Source organism: Acidiplasma aeolicum (genome assembly GCF_001402945.1).
GTDB lineage: Archaea > Thermoplasmatota > Thermoplasmata > Thermoplasmatales > Thermoplasmataceae > Acidiplasma > Acidiplasma aeolicum.
In genome coordinates this window covers 1-7,139 of the sequence record NZ_LKBG01000273.1, presented here as the reverse complement: position 1 = coordinate 7,139, position 7,139 = coordinate 1, and the positions used below count along the sequence as shown (strand labels likewise).

Sequence of the window (7,139 nt, the reverse complement as noted above, 5' to 3'; positions counted from 1 at the left end):
CGATATTCACAATTAGGGCTAGCTACTCCGTGACTTGCCTCGAGCTTTTAATTTTTATATTTCTGCAAGATAAAGGTGTATGAAATTACTTGTAATTGGTGGATCTGGTTTTGTCGGAAGCAATATCATCCAGCAGCTTGATGCAGATGAAAAGGCCTATTTTTCTAGAAATCCGTCTGAAAAACTGGATAAGCTGGGCATAACCTATATAAAAGGCGATATTAGAAATTATGACGATGTTGAAAAGGCTATTGAAAATTATGATGTAATAGTTCATGCAGTTGATGTGCTTATAGAAAAGGAAGAAAAACATGAAGAATTGTCATTAAATGGCATGAAGAATATTGTAAAGGCTGTAAATAAATACCGTAAAAACCAGAAAATAGTATACATTTCAGCAATAAACGCTGATAAGGGAAATACAGATTATTTTAGATATAAAAGACTGGCAGAGGATAATGCCGCCACATTAAAAAACTCTCTTATAATAAGACCATCAACAATGTACGGAAATGGAGATAAATTTACAAAGATGCTTATAGAAGCGGCAAAACAGAAGGTACCATTCCTGCCGAGGAGTGGAAATATGGCACCGGTTTATATAAATGATATGATTACCGTGCTTAAGAATTCACTGGATAAATCAGGGATTATTAATGTATGTACAAGGGAAAGGGTAACATTTGCTGATATGTTTAATACTGTAAGGCTTAAATTGGGATTAAAGCCTGTGAGAGAGGTATCCCCCATAATTTTTAAACCTGTGCTTGGAAGCCTTGAAAAAAGGGGATTATTAACAAGAGAGCAGTTTTACATGCTTGGACTCGATTATTATAAAGAAAATACATCTTTATACAGATATGTCAATGAACCAATGACATATGAAAAATTTATCAGGGATACAGACCTAAATAATTTTTAATGTAATTATATAAACAAATTAAATAATTTTTTTGATGTATTTATAAAATACTTCTAACAATGGCACATGCATTAAAATAAGGAATTCATACTTATTATAGTTAAATAATAATAAAATTATATATTATTTAATAATTATAATATAATGAATATTTCGCCATTAAAAATTGGAGATGAATGCGCTGTAAGGAACGTTGCCGAAATGTCGTGGAAATATGCATATAAAAATATATACACCGATGAATACATTGATTACTGGATTAATAAATATTATGCATTAGATAATATAAAAAATGATATAGAAAAATCAATTAATAATAAAATACTATTTTACGGTCTTTTTGATAATAATTTATTAACAGGATTTATTGAAATAGATAAAATAAATAAAATTATACTAAGGTTTTATTTAATGCCGGATTATATTAAAAAATGCTACGGCACAAAATTGCTTAAAACAGCTGAGGAAATTATTAGGAATGAAAAAATTGAAAAATTAATATTATACGTGAATAAATTAAATTCCATGGCCATATCATTTTATAAAAAACATGGCTTTGAAATAACAGATGAGGATAATGAGGACTATTTAATGGAAAAATACTATAAATAAAATTTATTTACTTTTTAAATTATCGATAATAACCGATGCATTAAAAATAAAATTGCCTATTTCATCAGGATTTGCATTGTTAAATTTTAATTTATATGGGTATGTTATGTTATTTCCTGTTAATATTATTATATTAACATATTTTTTACTAAAAATTATAAATAATGTGGCTGTTATAAAAAGCAGCAAACTTATCATTCCATTGCGAAGAAACAAAAGAAATAATATGCCCAGAAAAATAAAAAATAATGAAATATTTATGTAGCTTTTTCTTACATTCTCCTGTGAAAAGCCTTTTATTTCATTTAAAGGTAAATATTTCATGGATGAATCCAAATAATCATCTATATTATATAAATAAATAAACCTTTTATCTGTAACTGCAGCCTTTTCATGTGATTTAAATTTATTTTTATTAAAATTCCTTTCAGGAAAAGTTAAAAGTATTTTTTCATCCTTATTGAGATATTTATTGAGAATCAAATAATTCTCTTTGTTGTTTATATTATCCATATAATAAAATATAAAATAATATAATAAATGTTTTTGCATATAAAAGCATTTTTAAATATACTTTCCATGTATTTATAAGAATTTCACTTTATTTTAAGCATTGCGTTTATAGAGAACATTTTAAAATTCTGAATATGAGTGCTTAGAATTAAACAGATGTACTTGCTTAATTTACAGCATTTCCTTTCTGAATACATTCTAGCATTTAATTATCATGGATTTACATTTATTTTAACATATGATAATTTTATTAAATGGAATTATAAACGTTTGATTAACAAAAAAGTTTATATTGAAGAACATATTTACGAATGTGATGGTATTATGATATCAGGTCAGACACCAATATTAATATTAAAGGAAGGTACAGAAAGGCAGCAGGGAAAAAATGCACAGAAGAATAATATAGAGGCCGCAAAGGCAATTGCCGATGCAGTAAGAACCACACTTGGTCCAAAAGGTATGGATAAGATGCTGGTGGATTCTATTGGTGATATAGTAATTTCTAATGACGGTGCAACAATATTGAAGGAAATGGATGTGGATCATCCGACAGCAAAAATGATAGTTGAGGCATCAAAATCACAGGATACTGCTGTTGGAGATGGCACAACAACAGTTGTTGTTCTCGCCGGAGAACTTTTAAAGCAGGCCGAAAGCCTTCTGGACCAGGGGGTTCATTCAACAATAATAGCCGATGGTTACCATCTTGCAGCTGTTGAGGCAAAAAAGGAGCTTGAAGACCTCTCACTTAAGGCAAACAATGATGAAACATTAAAGAAAATCGCAATAACAGCCCTTTCAGGTAAAAATACTGGGGTTTCATCTGACTTCCTTGCAGACCTTGTTGTAAAGGCAATAAACAGTGTTGCAGAGGAAAGGGATGGCAAAATAATGGTAGACACAGCAAATATTAAGGTCGATAAAAAAAGCGGTGGCAGTGCTGCAGACACACAGTTTATAAATGGAATAATAATAGACAAGGAGAAGGTTCATTCAAAAATGCCAGGAATTGTAAAGAATGCCAAAATAGCGCTAATAAATTCCGCTCTGGAAATAAAGAAAACAGAAATAGATGCAAAGGTTCAGATAACAGACCCATCAAAGATTCAGGACTTCCTTGACCAGGAGACTGACACAATGAAGGAGATGGCAGAGAAAATAAAGAAATCAGGGGCAAATGTTGTATTCTGCCAGAAGGGTATAGATGATACAGTGCAGTACTACCTTGCAAAGGATGGCATATACGCAGCAAGAAGGGTAAAGCAGAGTGATATGGAGAAACTTGCAAAGGCAACTGGAGCAAAAATGGTAACAAATCTTGATGATATCACAGAGGATGTCCTTGGAAAGGCAGAAACAGTGGAGGAGAGAAAAATAGGCGACGACAGGATGACATTTGTAACCGGCTGTGTCAATCCAAAGGCAGTAAGCATACTTATAAGGGGAGGCACAGAGCACGTTGTGGATGAAATTGAAAGGGCAATGAATGATGCCATAAGGGTTGTTGCCATCACCAAGGAGGATGGAAAATACCTGCCAGGTGGAGGGGCAATAGAGGCTGAGCTTGCAATGAAGCTTAGAAACTACTCCAACAGCGTAGGTGGCAGGGAGCAGCTTGCCATAGAGGCATTTGCAAAGGCCCTTGAGATAATACCAAGGACACTGGCTGAAAATGCAGGAATGGATCCAATAAACACATTAATATCATTAAAAGCTGAGCATGAAAAGGGGAACAAAACATTTGGAATTGATATGGACAACTCAAAAATAGACGACATGATAAAGCTTGGCGTATATGACACATTCAGGGTAAAGACACATGCAATTGAGAGTGCTGTTGAGGTTGCAACCATGATACTCAGAATAGATGATGTCATAGCCAGCAAGAAATCATCCGCACCATCAAACCCACAGGGCGGAATGGGCGGCGGAATGCCACAGTATTAATTTTTATTTTTCTTTTTTTGTCAAAGTTTTTATTGTATTTAGCTATTAATAATAAATTAAGGCGATTTTTATGATGCAGTTTAATGTTAGAAGCAATGAAAGGGATTACGAAACTGATTATGATGTCATCATAATTGGGGCAGGGGCTGCAGGCTACTCCGCAGGAATATACATAAAAAGGTCTGGAATGAGCGTGGCCATACTTGAAAGAGAGGCTGTCCCAGGCGGTAACACCGCACTTTCACCACTTGTGGAAAACTATCTTGGTTTTAAAGCCATAGAGGGGTCAGATCTTGCAGAGGAGTTTAGAAAGCATTATTCAGAATATGGTAAGATAATAACAGAAATAGAGGTAAGGAATATCAAAAAGGAGGGAAACAACTTTGTAATTGAAACAAACAGGGAAACATTCACTGCAAGGGCAGTAATAGTTTCCACAGGAACAACGCACAGAAAAATGAACGTGCCAGGTGAGGAGGAATACTATGGTAAGGGTATTTCATACTGTTCAACCTGTGATGGATATCTTTTTAAGGGCAAGGATGTTGCTGTTATTGGTGGTGGAAATTCTGGAGCAATTTCTGCCCTTTATCTAAATGGCATAGCAAAAAATGTTTCAATAATAGCACATTCAAAGATTAAAAAATGTGAGGATGCATATATTAAAAGCCTGGACGAGAAAAAAATACCCTTTATACTGAATGCCGAAACAGAGGAGTTTTTGGGGGATGGAAAAAAACTCACAGGCCTTAGATATAAGGATCTGGTAACAGGTGATGAAAAAACTGTTAACCTCGATGGTGTTTTTATTTATATAGGTGTGATACCCCAGACATCATTCCTAAAAAATATAGGAGTTAAGCTTGACTCCCATGGATTTATAGTAACAGATGATAAATGCAGGACAAATGTTCCTGGAATATATGCGGCCGGTGATGTTATTGCTGGCAGTGAGGAACAGATTGCAACTGCTGTTGGTGATGGGTCCAGGGCAGCAATAACACTTTATACTGATAAAATGAACAAAAAATTTTAAATCTTTTTTATACTTACATGTTATGAAAAGGGATATATTATCTGTTATGGACATGAAGGATGATCTTGAGGATATTATTTTGTTATCAATAAAATTGAAAAGGGATAGGAGCATCAAATTTTCAGAGAAAAAAATTCTTGGCATGATTTTTGAAAAACCGAGCACAAGGACAAGAATATCCCTTGAATCTGCCATGGTGCAGCTTAATGGAACTGCAATATATCTAAGCCCAAAGGAGATGCATCTTGGTGATGGAGAGACAATAGAGGATACGGCGAGGGTTATGTCCAGATTTTTGGATATAATCTCTTACAGGGCATACAGCCATGATATGGTTCTTGAACTTGCCAGATATTCAAGGGTGCCTGTTTTAAATGCACTTGACAATCTGGAGCATCCCATGCAGATTGTTGCTGATTTTATGACAGTATATGAAAAGAAATCAAAGTTATCAGGATTGAAACTGGCATATATAGGTGATGGGAATAACATGGCAAATTCCCTGCTTCTTGGTGCATCCATACTTGGCATGGATATCTCCATAGCATGCCCAGAAAATCACGAGCCTGATAAAGAAATAATAAGATCTGCAAGGGAGATGGCCTTAAAGACAGGTTCCAGAATTGAGATAGTAAGGGAGCCAAGAACGGCCATAGATTCGGCTGATATTGTATACACTGATGTATGGGTATCCATGGGCGAGGAATCGGAAAGGGCCGAGAGGGAAAAATTATTCAGGCCGTATCAGGTAAATTCAGAATTAACAGATTTTGCCGATAAAAATTTTATATTCATGCACTGCCTTCCAGCGCACAGGGGGCTTGAGGTAACAGATGATGTAATTGACGGCATACATAGCGTTGTATTTGATGAGGCAGAAAACAGGCTATACAGTGAAAAGGGGATTATATATAAGGTTCTTTCATAAATAATTTTTTAGGATTTTTTAAAATAAATTGATCCATATTTGATGGTATTTTAATCCATATAATTCTATATTTTAATGTTTAAAGTTTCATATATTCAATTAATTTTATAAATTAATTTAACATAATAGTTATAATGATTGAGATTTCAAAAATTATGGAAAAACTTGGTGTAAATGATTATGAACTTTATGGAAAATACATAGCAAAGCTGCCAGTTGATGTAAAAAAATATGGTGAGAAAAGGGGTAAATTGATTTTAATGACTGCAATGACACCAACACCGGCAGGAGAGGGGAAAACAACAACTGCCATAGGTCTTGGTCAGGCCATGACAAGACTGGGTTTTAATGCCGGCATAGCAATAAGGGAGCCATCACTTGGACCATGCTTTGGTGTTAAGGGTGGTGCAACTGGCGGTGGAAAATCAACTGTTGAACCCTCAGATAGAATAAATTTAATATTTACAGGAGATTTTCCTGCAATTGCCGCAGCTCATAATTTGCTCTCGGCCATGATAAATAATCATATCTCCCATGGAAATGGTCTTGGTATTGATCCTAAAAGGGTTGTTTTTCCAAGGACTGTGGATATGGATGACAGATCATTAAGATCCATAATTGTTGGCATTGGAGATAGGAATAATGGCACAATGATGAATGATTCCTTTGTGATAACTGCCGCATCAGAGATCATGGCAATAGTTGCACTATCAAAGGATTATAATGATTTAAAGGAAAGGCTTGGAAATATTCTTATTGGTTATACTTATAAAAATGGGCCGGTATTCGCCAGGGATATTAGGGCTGCGGGTGCAATGGCGGCACTTCTTGTGGATGCATTAAAACCAAATATGGCGCAGACAGCTGAAGGAACGCCGGCAATAATACACACAGGGCCCTTTGGAAACATAGCGCATGGGACATCAAGCCTGCTGGGTGATCTTATTGGATTGAAAATTTTCGATTATACAGTAACTGAGGCGGGATTTGGGTCAGATCTCGGTTTTGAGAAATTTATGAATATATTTACAAGGGAAAGTAAAATCATACCAGATTCTGTTGTTATCGTTGCGACTTTACGGGCAATGAAATTCCATGGCGGGGCACATAATATAGATGATGAAAATATTAATGCCATAAAAATAGGATTTCAAAATTTAATCAGGCATGTGAATATA

7 protein-coding genes are annotated in these 7,139 nt (G+C 34.7%); 6 read left to right on the top strand and 1 reads right to left on the bottom strand.

Features of this window, described 5'->3' with window-relative positions:
* Positions 1-79 precede the first annotated feature (79 nt).
* On the top strand, positions 80-922 hold the full coding sequence (locus tag AOG54_RS08470; protein WP_048100866.1) for an NAD(P)H-binding protein: 843 nt from the start codon (positions 80-82) through the stop codon (positions 920-922).
* Between the two features lie 144 nt (positions 923-1,066).
* Positions 1,067-1,534 (top strand): GNAT family N-acetyltransferase, encoded by a 468-nt coding sequence (locus tag AOG54_RS08465; protein WP_048100864.1) that lies wholly within the window; start codon positions 1,067-1,069, stop codon positions 1,532-1,534.
* A 3-nt stretch (positions 1,535-1,537) separates the two neighbouring features.
* Here AOG54_RS08465 and AOG54_RS08460 read toward each other — a convergent pair whose 3' ends face one another.
* Positions 1,538-2,047: a hypothetical protein gene (locus tag AOG54_RS08460; RefSeq protein WP_048100863.1), complete on the bottom strand. Its 510-nt coding sequence runs from the start codon at positions 2,045-2,047 to the stop codon at positions 1,538-1,540.
* A gap of 324 nt (positions 2,048-2,371) precedes the next feature.
* Between AOG54_RS08460 and thsB the strand changes: the two genes are divergently transcribed.
* From thsB to AOG54_RS08440, 4 genes are all read left to right on the top strand, one after another.
* A complete protein-coding gene (gene thsB / locus AOG54_RS08455; RefSeq protein WP_048100862.1) occupies positions 2,372-3,997 on the top strand; it encodes a thermosome subunit beta in 1,626 nt (541 codons plus the stop codon).
* Positions 3,998-4,067: 70 nt separating this feature from the next.
* Positions 4,068-5,033: an NAD(P)/FAD-dependent oxidoreductase gene (locus AOG54_RS08450; protein ID WP_052656650.1), complete on the top strand. Its 966-nt coding sequence runs from the start codon at positions 4,068-4,070 to the stop codon at positions 5,031-5,033.
* A 22-nt stretch (positions 5,034-5,055) separates the two neighbouring features.
* Entirely contained in the window at positions 5,056-5,961 is a 906-nt protein-coding gene (argF, locus tag AOG54_RS08445; protein WP_054964043.1) for an ornithine carbamoyltransferase, read from the top strand.
* 134 nt (positions 5,962-6,095) lie between these two features.
* Positions 6,096-7,139: formate--tetrahydrofolate ligase (locus AOG54_RS08440; protein ID WP_156324234.1), on the top strand; the 1,044-nt coding region annotated here is incomplete at its 3' end.